The organism is Marinimicrobium sp. UBA4509 (assembly GCF_002388575.1).
GTDB classification, from domain to species: domain Bacteria; phylum Pseudomonadota; class Gammaproteobacteria; order Pseudomonadales; family Cellvibrionaceae; genus Marinimicrobium; species Marinimicrobium koreense.
The window spans coordinates 125,536-142,495 of record NZ_DGMV01000047.1 but is presented as its reverse complement, the minus strand read 5'-3'; the positions used below and the strand labels follow the sequence as shown (position 1 = coordinate 142,495).

Genomic DNA, 16,960 nt, shown 5'->3' with positions numbered 1-16,960 from the left:
TCGGTGGCATCCAGCTCCAGTTCCAGCGCATCACAAGTGTCATCGAGCTCCTCTGAATCCTCCAGCTCGTCGAGTCTCGCGCGAGTGGAGCCCCGGGCCAATCCCACCGTCAACAGCGAACTGATTCAGTACAACGATGTGGCAGTGCACGATCCCTCGGTCTTCAGGGACGACGACGGCACTTACTATGTGGTGGGTTCCCACTTGGCGATGGCCAGCTCCCAGGATCTGATTACCTGGACTTCAGAGGCGCCGGGCATCGCGCTGGAGAATCCCGACCTCACTGATTACCCGCTGTTTGGCAACTATGAAACGGAAGTGGCCGAAGGCATTGAGTGGACCGGTGGTTATGTAGGTTCCTGGGCGTCGGACATCCGTAAACTGGCCGACGGCAAGTACTATTTCTACTTCAATCACTGCACCAACCCGGCCAGCGGCGTCTGCGATGCGCCTCGTTCCTACCTCGGTCTGGCCACCTCGGAGGACAGCGTTTTCGGCCCCTATGAAAACCAGGGCATATTCCTCTGGTCCGGGCAGACAGACGCCGAAATTGATCAGGGTTACGGTGTCGGCGACATCGAATCCTATAACGGCAACATCCATCCCAATGCCATCGATCCTCACACTTTTCATGACAAGGATGGCAGCCTCTGGATGATCTATGGCTCTTACGCGGGCGGTATTCACATTCTCGCCATGGATGAGTCAACCGGGCTGCCCGAACCGGGGCAGGGCTACGGCAAACATCTGACCGGGGGCGACCATAGCGCTATCGAGGGCACCTTTGTGCTCTACAGCCCCGAGACCGATTACTACTACATGTTCGCCTCCTTTGGCGGTTTTGTCTCGACCGACGGGTACAACATACGCATTGCCCGCTCGCGCACGCCCGATGGTCCCTACCTCGATGCCGAGGGTAACGACATGGCCCTGGCCCGGGGCGGTTGGGACGGTATCGCGCCCTATGGCGTCAAGCTGATGGGAGGCTTCAACTTCCGTTCGCGCACCGGTGACGACCACGGCAGCCGGGGTTACCTGGCACCGGGACACAACTCGGCGTACTACGACGAAGCCACCGGGCAGCATTTCCTGATCACCCACACCCGTTTCCCCAATCGGGGTGAGCAGCATGCCATTCGGGTCCATGAGTTGATGGCCACCGCCGATGGCTGGCTGGTTGCATCGCCGCACCGCTACGCGCCCATTGAGGGCGACAATGTGGTGGACAGCGAGGATGTGGTTGGTGACTACCAGTTCATCAATCATGGCAAGGACATCAACCGGGAAGCGCGTCAGTCGCAGGCGATGACCCTGCATGACGACGGCACCATCACCGGCGAAGTGACCGGCACCTATCAACTGGACCCGGAAGCGCTCAATCGCATCGTGTTGCAATTGGATGGCCTTGGCGCCTTTGAGGGCCAGCTGCGCTGGCAGTGGGATGAGCGTATTGCAGAACTCGTGCCGGCGTTTTCGGCGGTGTCCGGTAGCGGTGAAAGTGTCTGGGGAACCCGGTTGCCCGCACAGTCAGCAACCGAGGTGTTGGCCGCGGTTGCCGCCGAGCTGACTCTGCCGGAAACCTTCAAAGGCGATGCGCTGACTTTGCCCACCGACGGTATTCGCGGTGCCCAGATTCTCTGGGAGAGCAGCAATGAAGCCGTCATTGGTACCGATGGACAAGTCGAGCGCCCCGCGCCGGGATCGGGTGATGCGTCGGTCAATCTCACCGCGACCATTCTGTATCAGGGCGAAGAGGAAACGGTCACCCTCGAGGTACTGGTGCCCGAACGTATGCCCTTCAACCGGGTGGCACGGTTTGAGTTTGAAAATGACCTGACCGACAGTACTGGTCAGTATGAGGCCGCCATGAGTACGGGTGACCGTATTCATAAAGTGGGCGAGGGCAACCTCAGTTACACCACGGGCAGTGCCGGACAGGCGGTGTCGCTGGATGGTAGCAGCGGTGTACGGTTGCCCGACGGCTTGATAAACAACTATGAATACACCCTGTCTCTGTGGGTACGTCCCAACGTCATCACCCAGTTCTCCACACTGGTGTTTGGTGAAGTGCCGGGGGATACCTCAGACCCCTTGGTTGAACCGAGCCAGTGGTTCAGCTTCCTGCCCAGTTCCTGGGATGAGAATGTCATGTTCTGGAGCCGGAATAACGATGCGTGGTTTGACGGAGCGACGGGCGAAACCATTCCCGCAGGGGAGTGGAGTCACCTGGCGGTGTCGGTCTCCCAGGGCTATGTGCAGGTCTATATCGACGGTCAGCAGGCGTATGCCGGTGGTTCAGTAGCGGACTTCTTTACCGACAATACGGGGCGTTTCGCTCTTGGCGTCAATTACTGGGATCTGCCCTTCAACGGTCTGGTGGATGAGTTCAATGTGTACGATGCTGCGCTCAGCGCCGCCGAAGTTCAGGCACTGGATATTGATCGGTTGTCCACCTCGGAGCTGCTCGGCGTTGCCCGTGACCAGTTGACGCTCGGCGATACCAGCGCTGTGATTGAAGACTTTGCGCTGCCGGTAAGCGGACCGTTTGCGACCGCGGTCAGTTGGACTTCGTCAGACAGCAGCGTCGTTGAAGTTGATGGGGCCACCGCACAGGTGACCCGGCCGGCGGCTAGCGATGCCGATGTGACCCTGACCGCGACCCTGAGTCTGGAGGGGCAATCGGTCACCCGCGACATTACGGTCACCGTTCTGTCGGAAGGTATGCCGGAGCCCGCCGCGCGCTTCAGCTTCGATGATCATCTCGACGATGCTACGGGCAATATGGGTTCGGGTACGGTGACCGGTAACCGGCTGGACAACACCGGAGGCTCGCTCAGCTTTGACGAGGGGCGCGTCGGTAGCGCACTCAGTCTCGACGGTACCTATGGTGTTGCACTGCCGGACAATCTGATTACCGATGCAACCTACACCGTATCGATGTGGCTCAATCCGTCCGCATTGACCCAGTTCACCACTGCATTCTTCGGAGCGGCGTCTGCCGACAGCTGGATCAGTGTAGTGCCTAATGGTCCCGGTGCCGGCAACACCATGCTTTGGTCCGGTACGGACTGGTTTGATGGCGATACCGGGACGCAGATTGCTACGAATACCTGGACCCACTTTGTGGCGGTCAACAACGCGGGTAACCTGACGCTGTATCTCGATGGTGAAGCGGTGTTCACCGGGGAGGGTTTCCCGGATGTGTTTACGCCCGCGGAAACCACGGTATTCGGGGTGGGCGTCAATTACTGGGATACCCCCTATGACGGGTTGGTGGATGAGCTGAGCATCTATGATGTGCCCTTGAGCGCTGACGATGTGGCGGCTCTATACAGTAGCGCACCCTAGTCCGTCGCTCGCGACAGTAAAAAAGCCACCGGTCGATCGACCGGTGGCTTTTTTTATGGTGGACAGGGTAAGGTAAGGGCCCGAGTTCGATGAATCACTGAGCCCCGATGCGTTTACCCGATACTCTGACACACTGGTTCTGGCACTGGGTGGTGCGTCGCGCGCCCCGGGCCGAGTCGGTCCGTCTGCGTCACAAATCCATCTATGTTCTGCCGACGGCGCAGGGGATCGGCTTTCTGTTGGTCATCACACTGCTGTGGCTGTTGGGCACCAACTACGAAAACAATCTGGTGTTGGCCTCCGCTTTTCTGCTGCTCAGTCTGATGACGGTGTCGGTGGTGCATGCGTTCCGTAACCTGTCCGGGTTGACCCTCTCGGTACAGCGGGCTCATCCCGCCTTCGCCGGGGAGTGGGCCGAGTTTGACCTGATGCTGCAACCTGCCTCGGGCTCGCGCCACGAAGCCCTGCTGCTCGGGTGGGATCGGGACCTGACCGTTGAAGCCGATGTGCCCCACCGGGCAGAGCGCACGGTGACGCTGGCGTACCGTGCCCGCCGGCGAGGCTGGCTGGTTCCGGAGCGCCTCCGGGTACAGAGTTATTACCCTCTGGGGCTGTTTCGGGTCTGGTCCTGGGTTCACCTGGATGGGCGGGCACTGATTTACCCCGCACCGCGCTCCAGCGACCACCCACCGCAAGCGCATCTGAGCGGCGAGGTCGGAGAGCAGCTTTCGGCAGAGAATCAGGAAGAGTTTCAGGGGTTTCGGCCCTATCAGGTCGGTGCCCCGATGGCCCATGTGGCCTGGAAGCTCTACGCCCGGGAGCAGGGGCTCTATCTGAAAGATTACGCCGGTTACCAGAGTGAACAGGTCTGGCTGGACTGGGACGCCCTCCCGGGGCTGGATCAGGAAAGCCGATTGAGCCGCCTGTGTTTCTGGGCCGTGGAGTACGGCAAAACCTCCGCTGAATACGGCCTGCGCCTTCCGGGGCTGGATATTCCGCTGGGGCGTGGGCAGGCCCATCAGGAGCGGGTACTGCGGGCCCTGGCGCTCTACGGTATGCCGGAGCAGGCCGAGGGAGGTGAACGTGGCTGAACGGGAACAGGTTACCCGCACCAGTCTCGCCTGGCTGCTGGTGGCCCAGGCCATCATTCTGTTGCCGCACTCGGTCCATGCGCCGCTCTGGCTGTGGGCTGGTTGGTTGTGCGTGGTGGTCTGGCGCTGGCAGATCTTTCGCGGTGCCTGGAGCTTCCCCTCGTTGTGGGTGCGGCTCGGACTGATGGCGGGGTTCGGCGGTGGTCTGGTGATGAGCTACGGCGCCCGGTTTGATATGACTGCCATGGTCGGTTTGTTGCTGGCCGGCTTTATTCTCAAATTGCTGGAGCTGCGCCGACGTCGGGATCTGCTGGTCACCGTTTATCTGGGCTACTTTGTTTCCGCGACCCAATTCCTGTTTCATTCGGGGCCGCTGGCGGGCGTGTATGGTGTCCTGTCGTTGTTGTTATTGACGGCGACGCTGTTGGCGGCGCACCAGTCGTTGGGCAATGTCCGCTTTTGGCCCAGTATTCGGCAGGCGGGGTGGTTGGTGTTACAGGCGACGCCTCTCATGCTGATCCTGTTTCTGGTCATTCCCCGCACCGGTGCGCTCTGGTCGGTTCCGCAGGACCGCCGGGCCGCGACCACGGGCATCAGTGACAGCATGTCTCCGGGGGATATCGGTGAGCTGGCACAATCCAATGCGCTGGCCTTTCGGGTCACTTTTGATGGCGAGGCGCCGTCGCCCAGAGATCGTTACTGGCGTGGCCTGGTGTTTTCCTATTTCGATGGACGGCAATGGCAACCTACCGAACGTCAGCGGGCGACGCACTTTATGAGCTGGCGCGAGGATGATGTCCGGCAATGGATGAACCAGGTCGATCCCCTGGGTGAACCGGTGGCCTATGAGGTCATGCTGGAACCGACCCGCCAACCCTGGCTGTATGCGCTGGCGGCACCGGTCAGCTGGAGTGACGACATCGGATTGGGGCAGGAGATGCGGCTACAACGGGATGATCCGGTCATGCAGCGCACCGCTTACCGGGTTCAGTCGCACACCCGGTATGGGTTCCAGCGCTCCGGGCTGAGTGAGTGGGAGCGACGCCAGGAGTTGCAGTTGCCCCGGGACTCCAACCCGGAAACCCGAGCGACGGCCCGGCAGTGGGCGCGGGACGCCAGATCGCCCAGCGAGCTGATAGAGCGACTGATGGGGCTTTACCGGGAGCGGTTTCGTTACACCCTGCGTCCACAGACACTGGGACAGCACAGCGTCGATGAATTTTTGTGGCAGACGCAAGAGGGCTTCTGTGAGCACTTCGCCAGCAGCTTTGTATTTTTCCTGCGCGCGGCGGGCATTCCCGCCCGGGTGGTGGTGGGGTATCTCGGCGCCACCCACAATCCTCTGGAGGATTATTGGACCGTCCGCCAACGGGATGCTCACGCCTGGGCGGAGGTGTGGCTGGAGGGAGAAGGCTGGGTGCGTTTTGACCCGACCGGCGCTGTGGCACCGGAGCGAATCGAGCAAGGTCTGGACGTCTCGCTGAGCGCCACGGACGGCGACATGCTGCAGAGACCCTTTGGTGCCGATTTACCCTTTGTGATGCAGCTGCAACTGCGCTGGGATGCGCTCAATTACGAATGGCACCGCTGGGTGCTCGGTTACGATCAAGGGCGCCAGGACGCGTTTCTGGAAGACTGGCTCGGCGGCGCCGATCTGTGGCGGATCGCCCTGGCGGTGGTGCTGACCGGTGCCTCGCTGGTGTCGGTGCTGCTGCTCTGGATGTTCTGGCGACAACGCCCGCACTACCGCTATCCGGCCGATCGCCAACTTGCGCGCCTGGAGCGCAAACTGAGACGCATGGGGTGTCCGCGCCGACGGGGAGAACCCTTGACCGCGCTGGCTCGCCGGTTGGGGCGCCAACAGGCCGAACTGGAGCCGGCCCTGATCCGCATTGCGGATCTTTACGAGCGTGTGAGCTACGGCGACAACCGCGCCGCACTGACCGATCTGGCCCGCGCGGTGACGGCGTTCAGAGGCGCGCGAACGACCCCTGAAACCCCTCCTGCCTGATCCTGGTGCGCCTGCTTCGACGGACGCACGGTGATCAGGCAATTCTCCCGCACTGTGTTCTTCTGTGGTGCACAAAAGTGTCCGCCGTGCACGGTGTTGGTGCCAATCATCAATGATCTCTTCCGGTAATTTTTCTAAGTCATTGATATAAAGAGAAAAAATGTTGAGGCACGATTCCTGCTTCCCAAAGCGCTCTGCACTCTCGTGCAACGCCGTCTTCGGAGGTTCCAGTTGCTGGAATTTCCTGGTCGGTGTTGCCCGTACTTTCAGTGGGTTGCCCTCTCTTGTCTGCACCGATCGGGGGCATTGCAGTGACTCAATAATAGTCGGCGACCTTGGGCCGACGCACAAAATGAGGATGAGCGTATGAACAAGCGACCTGTCGCTTTCGGGTTGATCAGCCTGGCACTGTTGCCCGGTACCGCGCTGGCACAAGCGGAACTCAATGGCGCCAACACCGCCTGGATCCTGACGGCAACGGCTCTGGTTCTGTTTATGACCTTGCCGGGCCTGTCTCTGTTTTATGGCGGCCTGGTCCGGTCGAAAAATATTTTGTCGATTCTGATGCAGTGTTTCGCGATTGCCTGTATCGCCTCACTGATCTGGCTGGTGGCCGGGTACAGCCTGAGCTTTGGCGAAGGCAATGCCTGGATCGGGGATACAAGCCGGATTCTGTTTTCGGGCATGGAATCGGACTCCCTGTCTGGCGATATTCCCGAGAGCCTGTTCAGCCTGTTTCAGATGACCTTTGCCGTCATTACGCCGGCTCTTATCGTTGGGGCCTTCGCCGAGCGGATGAAGTTTTCTTCAGTCCTGATTTTTTCAACGCTGTGGCTGTTCGGGGTGTACTTTCCGATCTGTCACTGGGTCTGGGGTGGCGGCTGGTTGGGCGCCATGGGGGTACTGGATTTCGCCGGGGGCATTGTTGTGCACATCACCGCCGGGGTGGCGGCGCTGGTGGCAGCGCTGGTGCTCGGCCCGCGCGACGGCTTCCCGAAAACGGCGATGCCTCCACACAATATGACCATGACGGTGACCGGTGCGGGCATGCTCTGGGTCGGCTGGTTCGGCTTTAACGGCGGCAGCGCGCTGGCGGCCAACGGTGACGCCAGCATGGCGATGCTGGTAACCCACATTTCCGCCGCTGCCGGCTCATTGGCCTGGATGACGATGGAGTGGGTGAAGTTCGGTCGCCCGAGTGTGCTGGGTATCGTGACCGGCATGGTGGCCGGTCTGGGAACCATCACACCGGCGTCGGGCTTCGTGGGCCCCGGCGGTGCTCTGATTATCGGTGTTTCGGCGGGCATTGTCTGTTTCTACGCGACCCAGGCGATGAAGCGGGTGTTCAAGATCGATGATTCGCTGGATGTGTTTCCGGTACACGGTGTCGGCGGTATGCTGGGTACGCTGTTGGCCGGGGTCTTTGCTTCGACTCAACTGGGTGTGTTCAGTGGTCAGGGTTTTGCCGACGGTATCGAGACGATGGGCCAGCAGTTCGGAGTTCAGGTGGTTGGCGTTGTCGTGGCAACGGTGTACACCGGGGTGGTGACCTTCATTCTGTTGAAAGTGACCGGTGTTCTGACCTCTGGATTGCGTGTGACTCGCGAAGAAGAATTGATTGGCCTGGATATTACCCATCATGAGGAAGAGGGGTACAAGCTGTAAATTGTTTCGCTTGCCGGGTTGGGTTACTTCGCATAGTTGGCCTATGGATGGGCACTTTGTTTGGAGCCCTGTAGGCTGTGCTGCGGGAGGGTAGTCCCCTCTGAGACACGCCGTGAACCCGTCCCTGGGGGCTCATCACCCGCCGGTCCTCTTCGCGCTCCCTGCGCTTCGGGACACTTCCCACATCCATGTGGGGCGTCCAAGGCGGGTGACGGTCTCAGAGGGGACTACCCTCCCTCCGCTATGCCAGCGTGACGTTTCGGGAACTAGCCCCTTTCGTATGGCACCTTGGGCAGCGGCGGATGCGCTGCGCTTATCCGCCCTACGCTAAGCTGCTGTGGTGTCCGTAGGGCGGATAAAGCCGAAGGCTGCATCCGCCGTAACACACACTAAAAAGTGCGAGCAAGGAGAACCTCAGATAGCGTCCTGAAAGGCGATCAGGGCGGCCGTGACCGCTACGTTGAGTGACTCGACGCCGTTGTTCATTGGGATGGAAAGCTGGTGATTGCAGTGCTTGGCCGTCTCCGTCGAAACCCCCTCCGTTTCATTTCCCAACACATACACACTACCGCCGGATGGGTTGAAATCACCCAGCGTCTGACGAGCGTGTGAGGATAATGCGCAGATGGTGGCGCCGGCTTCTCTGAGTTTGGCCAACGCCTCGGGCAGAGTAGGGCAGTGAATGATCGGAGCCCGGAACACCGTGCCCGCGCTTGCCTTGATCACCAGAGCATCGATTTGTGCGCCGCCTTTCTGTGGTAACAGAATGCCGTCCACATTGCCCGCGCACGCCGAACGGATGATCATCCCCAGGTTTTGCGGATTGGTGATTCGGTCCAGGGCCAACAATCGAAAATCTGCGCGGGGTGGTTGACTCAAGAACTGTTCGAGCGACTGGTAAGCTTTGCATTGTAGATCCGCCGCCACTCCCTGATCCTGCTTGCTGTTTTTGGAGATGCGAGATAGCGCCTTGCGGTCATGGTGCTGAATGTCCGCACCCTGGGACTTGGCGATGCCCAGGATTTCATCGAGAATCCCGGCGGGTTTGTTGCTCTCCGCCAGGTGCAGGCGAAACAGCTTGACCGCCGGATCGCGCAGCGCCTCGAGCACCGGCTTGCGTCCGTACACCGTCAGCAGTGAATCGAAAAACTGTTTCTTGGCTCGATAGCTGGCCGAGTCCTGCTGGGGTCTGTCTGGCTTGGGCATAGTGACCATCGTTGGGAAGTGTGGCCGGGAATTATAACGTGTCGACCGCGCTATTGTCTGCGCGGTCTGAGGTGCATGGAGAAGTCAGGCGGTGACGAGCCGGGTGTGCGGCTCGCCATGGGGGCGCTGGGGGGCGGTGTGTCCGAGGCTCAATCAGGTACGCAGGTAGCAGTCCTCGTCATTGTCGATCAATGCCTGGAGCACGTGTCGGCGGGTGATGATGCCTACCAGTTTGCCGTCACTGACCACCGGGTAGTTCTTGGGTTTTTCGCGCATCATGGTCTGGGCGAGCTCGACGATGCTGGTGTTGGGGGTCACGGTAAGCACTGTTTCACTCATCAGTTTTCTGACGCTGGCGGGCTCTTCGCAAAAGAACGCATCGTTGAGCATCTCCTTGATGCAATCCTGTTCCGAGACAAAACCCACGACCGCTTCACGCTCATCAATCACGGGGACGCCGGTCAATCCGCTTTTCAGTAGCCGCTCGACCACCTCTGCCGTGTTGGCGGTTACGGAAATGGCATGGGCGGCCGGCTGCATATAGTCTTTTACCAAAATCGAATGCATGGCTGACTCCTTTGTTTACGGCGGGTAAAACCGTCTGACTTACACCTTAAGGATAGCCGATAAACGGGCACTTGCCCGATGGATCCTCGCCTTCTGCCTTACTGATGGTGGCAGAGTCGAAGGTAAGCGTGCACGGCGGTGGCCATACCCATGGTCAGTGCGTCGACGGTCAGGGCGTGTCCGATAGACACTTCATCAATACCCGGGATGTGCAGAAACTGCTCCAGGTTGTCCAGGTTAAGGTCGTGCCCGGCATTGACCCCCAGCCCGATATCACGGGCGTGCTCCGTGGCATAGCGGTACTGGTCCAGCAGCTTGTGCATTTCCGAGTTGTGCGCCTTGTGGGCGGCCGCGTAGGGACCCGTGTATAGCTCAATCCGGTCGGCGCCGACCGCCCGTGCCAGATCAATCTGTGCCGGGTCCGGGTCCATGAACAGGCTGACCCGACAACCGAGCTCGCGCAGCTCTTCGATGATGGGGCGCAGCGCATCGCCACTGCGGGTCAGGTCAAAGCCATGATCCGAGGTCAATTGCTCATTGCTGTCCGGGACCAGAGTGCACTGGTGCGGCAGGGTCTGGCGGACCAACGTCATAAAGCCGGGATAGTCGCCCAGGGCGCCAGCGTTCGGGTTGCCTTCGATATTGAACTCGATGCCCGGGTGCTGTTGCACCAGATCGCTCAGCGCGAACACATCGCCGGGGCGGATATGGCGCTGATCCGGGCGGGGGTGAACCGTCAGCCCGTGGGCACCGGCGTCCAGGCAGATCTGCCCGAAGGTGGTCACATCCGGGTAGTTGCCTTCCCGGGAGTTGCGGATCAGTGCAACCTTGTTCAGGTTGACGCTCAGTTTGGTGGCATTCATTGCGATGACTCCTTCCCGTCCGCCGTGGTATCGGCCGGAGCCGACAGCCGGCGGGCCTCCAGAATCCGGATGGGGACATTGGGTGCATCCGGGAACTGTTTGTAGTTACCTTTGGGGGCCTGGACGATGGTGATGATTGTATCGTAGCCGTCCACGACCTGCCCGAACACGGTGTAACCGGGACGTTCCTCGGTCGCGTCAAGGCCCGGGTTGTGGTTCAGATTGATGTAGAACTGAGACGTGGCACTGTCCGGATCACTGTGCCGGGCCATGGCCAGGGTCATGGGTTTGTTGCTCAACCCGTTATCCGATTCGTTGGCAATCGGATCGCGCGGCGGCTTGCGGGTGAAATCGTAGGTCAGTCCTCCGCCCTGGGCCACAAAGCCGGGAATGACCCGGTGGAAAATCGTACCGTCGTAGTAGCCGTCATCGACATACTGCAGAAAGTTCGACACGGTAATTGGTGCCTTGTCGGGGAACAGTTCCAGAACGATGGTGCCCTCATCCGTGGTCAGCTCGACCCGGGGGCTATCGTTCTCTGCCTGAACGGCGACAGACAGAGTGAGCAAACCAAGCAGGGCCAGAAACTTCATTATCGGAGTTGCTCCTTTAGCGCCATTCAGATTGGCGACGACGTTTTCCGATCGCCTGCAGAATAAGGGACAGGATGACGCCGGCCACCAGAATACCACCACCAAACAGCCAGTCCTGGTAACGACGGTCCCGTTTCAAGCGTTCATTGTCGGCCTGAACGACGTCGTAGCGGGTCTGCAGTACCTGATAGTTTTCGCTCAACTCCTGGTGCTGCTCGTGTAAGCCTACTGCGTCTGAAGACAGTGTGCGCAGCCGCTCATGCTCCTGCTGAAGTGCTTCGTATCGGGAGCGCACATCGGACAGCTCGGTCTGTAACTGTTCCACCTGTTGCTGCGCTTCGGTCAGTTGATCGCGCAGCGCCTGGCTTTCTTGCGCGGCACGTTGCGCGCGCTGTTGAGCGCTGCTCAATTTAAGTTCGGCGGTGGGTTCCGCCAGCAGGAATTGGCTGCGGATCCAGCCTTCCTCGCCGTCTTCCAGACGGACCAGGCTCCAGTTTTCACCGTCGCTGCTCTGCTCCTCGCGGACCAGCTCCAGGCGCGTGCCACTGGGCAACCCGCTGTGCACGATCCGGTACTGGTTGCCCATACCGCTGCGCAGCGGCACGTACAACACGTCGGAGATGTAGCGATCCTGAGCCTGGGCCGAGACGCTCAGTAAGGGCGAGGCCAGGGCGATGAGGCAGAGACTGATCAGAAGTTTGTTCACGCTGATACCCGTAGTCTTTTTAAGTTGGTTAAACGTCGGGATTGTACGCCAAAGACGGTACAAACCAAGTGGCACAGGCCACAAATTTCAACCTCAGTGACCGATGGCGCATCACTCTCATGGTCAGGGGAGTACCCGCTTGAACGGCTTGACGGTCACCCGGGCATAAACCCCGGCGGAGACATAGGGATCAGCATCCGCCCAGGTGCGCGCCTCCTCCAGCGAAGTAAACTCGGCGACCACCAGGCTGCCGGTAAAACCGGCCAGGCCGGGATCTTCACTGTCCGTGGCCGGGTGGGGGCCGGCCAGTAGCAGGCGGCCGGCGTCCTTGAGTGCGTTCAATCGGGCCAAGTGATCGGTGCGAGCCCCTTTGCGCTTCTCCAGGCTGTTGGGAACGTCTTCGCTGATTATGGCATAAAACATGGTGGCTCCTTGTCAAACAGTTGAATTCCGGGGGTTAAGCCGGTGGGATCAGTTGTCGCTTCCGTCATTGATGACTTCGTCCAGCGCCAGGTGGGTCAATTGCCGAATCCGACGGAACAGATAGAACAGGGCAAACATCATTACCAACATGGCGGGCACTGCAATGACCGGAAAACTGAGCGCGGTCATTTTGCCCAGTTCCTCGTTAAAGGCCACGGTGCCGGGATCGCTCACCAGAATGAGTTTGGCCAGCACGTAATTCAGGAATGACGAGAGAAAAAACGAGCCGGCAATAAGATAGGAGGCGTTGCGCAGGGTCTGCTCGAAGGCGCTCTCATTGTTGTACTCGCGCAGGGCAGTGGCGACTTTGTTTACCTTGAGTACTTTGTCGTTATAAAGAAAGGTTTTGACCAGCGGGTAACGGGTTTTCAGAGAGAACAGCGTGGCCAGGCCAATCAGGCCGGGGATGGCGGCTTCCTTGATGGCGATGTATTTGGGATCGAGCTCCAGCAGACTGATGCCGCCGGTGAGCAGAATGCTGACAAAGCCCAAGGCGGAGAATACGTTGAGCTTGCGTCTGACGATAAAATCCCGCGCACCGTAGATCAGCGGAAAGGCCAGGGCGACCACGATGCCCATTTTAATGCCCAGGTGATCCTCGCCACTGAATTTGGTCAGGATGACGGTGGGAATCACAATGTTCAGCAGCAGGTTGGCCAGCAGGCTTTCCCGCTTGGGGTTAGGGCCGAGTTTGGCGGTTTTTTCGGTGACGCTGTCGCTGTCGGTCATTCGGGCCTCGATGTTGAAAGTCAGGGGTTGCAAGGTTCGTTGGCTCCCGGGCGCTCAGACGTGCCATAATGCCGCTTTTACGGCGGGAGCCCTGTTTTTGTACGATTTACACAGCCACAGTCACTGCTCAGACGGTATTTTAAGCCCTGAGGCGCTGATGTCGAGGGCCAGGGACCAGGGCGTGTCCGCGTTGGCGCTGACTGACCATGATACCGTGGAGGGAGTAAGCCGGGCCCGGGCTGCGGCTGCCGATATCGGTCTGACACTGATTCCCGGTATTGAGTTCTCCAGCCAGTGGGGTAAAGGCGGGGTCCATATTGTCGGGTTGGGCATCGATATCGAGTCGCCAGCGCTGCAGGCGGCCATTCGGGCTCAGCAGGGGGCTCGTGCGAGTCGGGCTGAGGCCATCGCCGAGCGGCTTGAGCAGCTCGGGATTCCCGGTGCCCTGGCCGGTGCGCGACGCGAATCCGGTGGTGGCCAGCTCGGACGCCCCCACTTTGCACAGTTTCTGGTGGCTCAGGGGAAAGTAAAGGACGTGGGCGCCGCCTTCAAGAAATATCTCGGCGCTGGTAAACCGGCCGATGTGAAATTCCAGTGGCCGGGCATGGAGCAGGTGATCGGCTGGATCCATCAGGCCGGCGGGCTCGCGGTGCTCGCGCACCCGAAGAAGTATCCGCTGACCCGAACCAAAATGTGCGCCCTGATCTCGGATTTTGCCGACCTCGGCGGCGACGCGCTGGAGGTGGTCAGCGGCCAGCAACCCTCCGGGGTCGCCGATGATCTCGCGCGCATTGCCGAGCGGGAAGGGCTCGCGGCCTCCTGTGGCAGTGACTTTCATCGCCCGGACGCTCCCTGGCAGGAGCTGGGGAATTTCGGCCCACTGCCCGAGCGCTGCCGACCGGTGTGGGAGCTTCCCGGATTCGCGCCGTGAGCGACCCGCACGAGGTCAGATACACCCATGACAACAAGAGCACGATTATGGCCCAGTATTTTCAGATTCATCCGGATAACCCCCAGGATCGCCTGATCCGCCAGGCGGTCGATATCATTCGCAGCGGGGGCATCATTGCTTACCCGACCGATTCGGCCTATGCCCTGGGGTGTCATATCGGTGACAAAAACGCGCTGGATCGCATCCGCCAGATGCGTCGCCTGGATAAGCACCACAACTTTACCCTGATGTGTCGGGATCTTTCCGAGCTGGCGACCTTCGCCAAGGTGGATAATCAGGCCTTCCGGCTGCTGAAAAACCACACCCCCGGCCCCTTTACCTTCATTTTGCCCGGCACCTCGGAAGTGCCTCGCCGACTGATGCACCCCAAAAGAAAAACCATCGGCCTGCGGGTGCCCGACAACCGGATTGCACTCGCGTTGATGGAGGCACTGGGTGAACCCCTGATGACCAGCAGTCTGCTGCTGCCCGGCGATGACCTGCCCATGAGCGATCCCGAAGATATTCGCGATCGGCTTGAACATCAGTTGGAGCTGGTCATCGACGGGGGCAATTGCGGCCTCGAGCCGACCACGGTCATTGACCTGACCGGGGCCGTGCCCGAGGTAACCCGCCAGGGTAAGGGCGATGCCTCCGCGTTCATTCCGGATTAGACCCTGTCAGCAGGACCCGCGCGATGCCCCGTGAGCGCCGAGTAGGCCCCGGCGGGTTAAATCGTTATAATGCCCGGCCAGTGGCGTCAAGCCGCATGCCCGTCAACCCGTTAGCCATCCCGAGTAGCCTCGGGGCGAGAGAGTGAATGAGTTCATCCGCAGACAATACGGCCGAAGCAGCCGAGCGCGACGACCCGGCAGAGCAACAGCCGGCGGCTGAGTTGACGCATCGCCCCAGCCAGGAGGAGATGCCCTTCGCGATCGTTCAGGGCAAGGCCTACACCGAGCTGCCCAAGGACCTGTACATTCCACCGGATGCCCTGGAAGTGTTCCTGGAAGCGTTCGAGGGGCCGCTGGATCTGTTGCTATACCTGATTCGGCGCCAGAACCTGGATATTCTGGACGTCGATGTGTCCGAAATCACCCGTCAGTACATGGCCTATGTGGAGCTGATGGACGCCGCGCACTTTGAGCTGGCGGCGGAGTATCTGGTGATGGCGGCCATGCTCGCGGAGATCAAGTCGCGGATGCTCCTGCCGCGCTCCAGCGAGGAAGAAGAGGAAGAAGAGGATCCCCGGGCGGCGCTGATCCGTCGTCTGCAGGAGTACGAGCGCTTCAAAGAAGCGGCTGAGGACCTGGATGAGCTGCCCCGGGTGGGGCGCGAGGTTTTCCAGGCCAGCGCGGAGGCGCCAGACCGGAACCTGACCCGCCCCGACCCGGATGTCGAGCTCAAGGAGATTCTCCTGGCGCTGTCCGAGGTGTTGCGGCGGGCCGATATGTTTGAAAGCCACCATGTGGAAAAGGAAAAGCTGTCCACTCGGGAACGAATGGCTCAGGTGCTGGACCGGTTGGCCCACAATCAGTTTATGCCCTTTGTTGCCCTGTTCCGCGTGGAGGAGGGCCGTCTTGGCGTCGTAGTGACGTTTCTGGCGGTCATGGAGCTGATCAAGGAATCCCTGGTGGAGATTGTCCAGAGCGAGCCGTTTGGCCCCATTCACGTAAAGGCCCGGGTGCAATAGCCATGCCCGGGTACTCCCGATCAATCAGTGTGAACCAAGCATGACCATGGAATCGACCCAGCTGCGCAATATTGTTGAAGGTGCTCTACTGGCCGCGGGACAACCGCTGAATCTCAATCGACTCAAAGCCCTGTTCGAAGAGGGTGAAGAGCCGGAAACCGATGCGTTGAAATCGGCTCTGGAAGCCATCGCAGCGGATTGCGAGGGCCGGGGGTTCGAGTTGAAGGAGGTCGGCTCTGGCTGGCGCTTCCAGGTGCGGACCGAGGTGGCGCCCTGGATCAACCGACTGTGGGAAGAAAAACCCCAGAAGTACTCCCGGGCATTACTGGAGACCTTGGCGCTGGTGGCCTATCGCCAGCCCATCACCCGCGGCGATATTGAAGAGATCCGCGGCGTCGCGGTCAGCTCCCATATCATCAAGACACTGACCGAGCGGGAGTGGATCAAGGTCGTCGGTCACCGGGATGTGCCGGGCCGTCCGTCCCTGTATGCCACCACCCGGCAATTTCTGGACTATTTCAATCTGAAAAGTCTGGACGAGTTGCCGAGCCTGGGTGAAATCCGTGACCTCAACGACATCAATGCGGCGCTGGACCTGGACACGGAAGCGGAGGGGAACAGCGATGACGACACGAATGATGATTCCGCTACTCAAGCGAGTCCCGAGGAAAACGTTGACGATAACGCGGCTGAGAGCCATGACCAGAACGACGGGGCTGAACACACAGCCGAGGCTGAAGCGGGTAGCGATGATCTCGACGAGACTCAGGCGCAGGCCGAGCCGGTGAACGACGAGGCCGAACCGTCCACTTCGGATGAGGTAGAGCACACGGAAGCCGCAGCAGACGAAGCGACAGAAGAGGATGTCGATGAGTCAGCACCGTCAGAAGCCTCTCAAGACCCCGACGGTGAGCAAGACCCGGAGGATGCGTCCACCGAGACCGAATACTATGAAGGTTCGCTGTTTGAGCGCGACGAAACGAATGATACAGACGCCGAGCCGCGTCAGAACCCCGAGGCAGACCAATCGTCCCTATGAGTAAATCGAAACGACCAGGCCCCTTTGGGCCGTCG

Annotated in this window: 15 protein-coding genes; 8 read left to right on the top strand and 7 right to left on the bottom strand. The window is 60.2% G+C overall.

Features of this window, described 5'->3' with window-relative positions; translation table 11 throughout:
• From B3520_RS07415 to B3520_RS07400, 4 genes are all read left to right on the top strand, one after another.
• The coding region (locus B3520_RS07415; protein ID WP_286875778.1) for a LamG-like jellyroll fold domain-containing protein at positions 1 to 3,348 on the top strand (3,348 nt) is incomplete at its 5' end.
• 107 nt (positions 3,349 to 3,455) lie between these two features.
• The gene (locus B3520_RS07410; protein ID WP_123637526.1) at positions 3,456 to 4,439 is read left to right on the top strand and encodes a DUF58 domain-containing protein; all 984 of its coding nucleotides are present in this window, start codon (positions 3,456 to 3,458) and stop codon (positions 4,437 to 4,439) included.
• Positions 4,432 to 6,450 carry a transglutaminase TgpA family protein gene (locus B3520_RS07405; protein ID WP_286875776.1) on the top strand — a complete coding sequence of 673 codons (2,019 nt, stop codon included), beginning with the start codon at positions 4,432 to 4,434 and terminating at the stop codon, positions 6,448 to 6,450. Before B3520_RS07410 ends, B3520_RS07405 begins: the two co-directional genes overlap by 8 nt.
• 366 nt (positions 6,451 to 6,816) lie before the next feature.
• A complete protein-coding gene (locus B3520_RS07400) occupies positions 6,817 to 8,115 on the top strand; it encodes an ammonium transporter (RefSeq protein WP_286806946.1) in 1,299 nt (432 codons plus the stop codon).
• 414 nt (positions 8,116 to 8,529) lie between these two features.
• Here B3520_RS07400 and B3520_RS07395 read toward each other — a convergent pair whose 3' ends face one another.
• The 7 genes from B3520_RS07395 to B3520_RS07365 all read right to left on the bottom strand — a co-directional run bounded on the left by B3520_RS07395 (position 8,530) and on the right by B3520_RS07365 (position 13,262).
• The gene (locus B3520_RS07395; RefSeq protein ID WP_123637523.1) at positions 8,530 to 9,321 is read right to left on the bottom strand and encodes a TrmH family RNA methyltransferase; all 792 of its coding nucleotides are present in this window, start codon (positions 9,319 to 9,321) and stop codon (positions 8,530 to 8,532) included.
• Positions 9,322 to 9,474: 153 nt separating this feature from the next.
• Entirely contained in the window at positions 9,475 to 9,888 is a 414-nt protein-coding gene (locus B3520_RS07390; RefSeq protein WP_024460370.1) for a CBS domain-containing protein, read from the bottom strand.
• A 98-nt stretch (positions 9,889 to 9,986) separates the two neighbouring features.
• A complete protein-coding gene (locus tag B3520_RS07385; protein WP_123637522.1) occupies positions 9,987 to 10,751 on the bottom strand; it encodes a pyridoxine 5'-phosphate synthase in 765 nt (254 codons plus the stop codon).
• Positions 10,748 to 11,344: a peptidylprolyl isomerase gene (locus B3520_RS07380; protein WP_123637521.1), complete on the bottom strand. Its 597-nt coding sequence runs from the start codon at positions 11,342 to 11,344 to the stop codon at positions 10,748 to 10,750. The genes B3520_RS07385 and B3520_RS07380 overlap by 4 nt, the downstream gene beginning before the upstream one ends.
• 16 nt (positions 11,345 to 11,360) lie before the next feature.
• A complete protein-coding gene (locus B3520_RS07375; protein ID WP_123637520.1) occupies positions 11,361 to 12,050 on the bottom strand; it encodes a TIGR04211 family SH3 domain-containing protein in 690 nt (229 codons plus the stop codon).
• A 123-nt stretch (positions 12,051 to 12,173) separates the two neighbouring features.
• Positions 12,174 to 12,473 carry a YciI family protein gene (locus B3520_RS07370; RefSeq protein WP_286806947.1) on the bottom strand — a complete coding sequence of 100 codons (300 nt, stop codon included), beginning with the start codon at positions 12,471 to 12,473 and terminating at the stop codon, positions 12,174 to 12,176.
• A 48-nt stretch (positions 12,474 to 12,521) separates the two neighbouring features.
• The gene (locus B3520_RS07365) at positions 12,522 to 13,262 is read right to left on the bottom strand and encodes a VC0807 family protein (RefSeq protein ID WP_286806950.1); all 741 of its coding nucleotides are present in this window, start codon (positions 13,260 to 13,262) and stop codon (positions 12,522 to 12,524) included.
• Between the two features lie 97 nt (positions 13,263 to 13,359).
• Here B3520_RS07365 and B3520_RS07360 point away from each other — a divergent pair, with 97 nt between their 5' ends.
• From B3520_RS07360 to scpB, 4 genes are all read left to right on the top strand, one after another.
• Positions 13,360 to 14,193, top strand: a complete 834-nt coding sequence (locus tag B3520_RS07360) for a PHP domain-containing protein (protein ID WP_246004337.1) — start codon at positions 13,360 to 13,362, stop codon at positions 14,191 to 14,193.
• A gap of 47 nt (positions 14,194 to 14,240) precedes the next feature.
• Positions 14,241 to 14,867: an L-threonylcarbamoyladenylate synthase gene (locus tag B3520_RS07355; protein ID WP_024460363.1), complete on the top strand. Its 627-nt coding sequence runs from the start codon at positions 14,241 to 14,243 to the stop codon at positions 14,865 to 14,867.
• A gap of 146 nt (positions 14,868 to 15,013) precedes the next feature.
• Entirely contained in the window at positions 15,014 to 15,886 is an 873-nt protein-coding gene (locus tag B3520_RS07350) for a segregation and condensation protein A (RefSeq protein WP_246004336.1), read from the top strand.
• Between the two features lie 40 nt (positions 15,887 to 15,926).
• Positions 15,927 to 16,925 (top strand): SMC-Scp complex subunit ScpB, encoded by a 999-nt coding sequence (gene scpB, locus B3520_RS07345; protein ID WP_286875774.1) that lies wholly within the window; start codon positions 15,927 to 15,929, stop codon positions 16,923 to 16,925.
• The last annotated feature ends 35 nt before the right edge of the window (positions 16,926 to 16,960 follow it).